Raw genomic sequence first — 1,825 nt, forward strand, 5'->3', positions numbered from 1 at the left:
ACGCGCGGTTCGATGACGCCGGCCAGCGCCTGGCGGCTCAGCATGCGTGGGCCACGGTCGCCAAGGCCCGGCACCTCGACCTGGGTTTCGGCATCGGTCAACAATTGTTTGGCGTAGCCGCTTTCCACCTTGATGTCTTCGGCATCCTTGGTGGGGGTGCGCAGGGCCATGGCGATATCGCTGGTGATCAGGTCGCCAGCAATCGGAATCACCGAGGTGTGGCGGATGGCCCCGTTGGTGAAGATCGCCACGTCGGTGGTGCCAGCGCCAATGTCCACCAGCGCCACGCCCAGTTCGCGTTCGTCGTCGGTCAATACCGACAAGCTGGACGCCAGCGGGTTCAGCATCAGTTGCTCCACCTCCAGGCCACAGCGGCGCACGCATTTGATGATGTTCTCGGCAGCACTTTGGGCACCGGTCACGATGTGCACCTTGGCCTCCAGCCGGATGCCACTCATGCCGATCGGTTCGCGCACGTCTTGCCCGTCAATGATGAACTCCTGCGGCTCCACCAGCAGCAGCCGCTGATCGGTGGAGATGTTGATCGCTTTGGCGGTTTCCACCACCCGCGCCACGTCAGCCTGGGTTACCTCGCGGTCTTTGATGGCCACCATGCCGCTGGAGTTGATGCCGCGTATGTGGCTGCCGGTGATGCCGGTGTAGACCCGGGTGATCTTGCAGTCGGCCATCAACTCGGCTTCCTTCAACGCGAGCTGGATGCTTTGCACCGTGGCGTCGATATTCACCACCACGCCGCGCTTGAGGCCGTTGCTCGGGGCCACACCGAGCCCGGCCAGCTTGAGTTCGCCGCCGGGCAGAACTTCGGCCACCACCACCATGACTTTGGCGGTGCCGATGTCGAGCCCTACAACCAGGTCTTTGTATTCTTTTGCCATATGTTCACCTGCACCTTCGTTTGCACTGCGTTATTTCTTGGCTGCGCCGACTACCACGGTGCTCACACCGCGCAGCCGAAGCGCGTAGCCGGTGCCGTGGCGCAAGTCGGCAGTCTCCACGGCGTCGGGCTTGCGGTTGTAACGTGACGTCACCTGGGTCAGGGTCTTCAGAAAGCGTTCGGTCCGCGCCACGATTTCGGCGTCGCTGCCGCGCCCGATTTCCACTACCGCCCCGGTATCGAGTGTGGCGACCCAGCTGCCGCGTCCGGTCAGGTCGAGCTTCTCCAGCGACAGGTCCATCGGCTCAAAAAGCGGCTGCAGCGAGCGGTACATCAAGAGCACCTGTGGCTCTTGCCCGGTGGGGCCGCTCAGCCGCGGCAGGGTCTCTTGTTCCACCTCTCCCAGGTTGGCCTCGAACACTTCACCAAAGCTGTTGAGCAGCCGGGAGTCACCTTCCAGCCCCCAGTAGGCTACCGGTTGGTGCTCCTGCAGCACTACCATCAGGCGGTTCGGGAAATCGCGTTTTACGACCGCCCGGCGCACCCATGGCACGGCCTCGAACGCCTGTTTCGCCCGTGCCAGGTCGAGCGTGAGGAAACTGCCGCCCAGCTTGGGCACGACATTGGCGCGCAGCGTGATGGCGTTGTTGTGGCTAACATCGCCTGTCACCGCGATGGCACCGATAGAGAACGTGGCCCGGTTGGCGGCCCAGGACAACAACGCACCCAGCAAAAGGGCCACAAATACTGCGAACAGCACCCAGGCCGTGGCATTCATCAGGCGCACGTCAAAAGGGACTGCTACGCCTGTGGTCATGCAATAACCTCCGCACAGAGTGCTGCGGAATTCGCCCTTGGGAACGGCCCGGCGGTGCTCATGCAGTAACCTCCGCACAGAGTGCTGCGGAATTCGCCCTTGGGAACGGCCCG

Annotated in this window: 2 protein-coding genes; both read right to left on the reverse strand. The window is 63.2% G+C overall.

Features of this window, described 5'->3' with window-relative positions:
• Positions 1-896, reverse strand: an 896-nt coding sequence (ftsA, locus tag RMO40_RS01860; RefSeq protein WP_309715485.1) for a cell division protein FtsA, incomplete at its 3' end; no start/stop codon positions are given.
• 30 nt (positions 897-926) lie between these two features.
• Positions 927-1,712 carry a cell division protein FtsQ/DivIB gene (locus RMO40_RS01865; protein WP_309715487.1) on the reverse strand — a complete coding sequence of 262 codons (786 nt, stop codon included), beginning with the start codon at positions 1,710-1,712 and terminating at the stop codon, positions 927-929.
• Positions 1,713-1,825 lie beyond the last annotated feature (113 nt).

Source organism: Rhizobacter sp. (assembly GCF_031412075.1).
Lineage (GTDB): Bacteria > Pseudomonadota > Gammaproteobacteria > Burkholderiales > Burkholderiaceae_C > Rhizobacter.

Bases quoted from the DNA above. Each gene is read 5' to 3' on its own strand.
- RMO40_RS01865 (WP_309715487.1), bottom strand. From the start codon at position 1,712: ATGACCACAGGCGTAGCAGTCCCTTTTGACGTGCGCCTGATGAATGCC.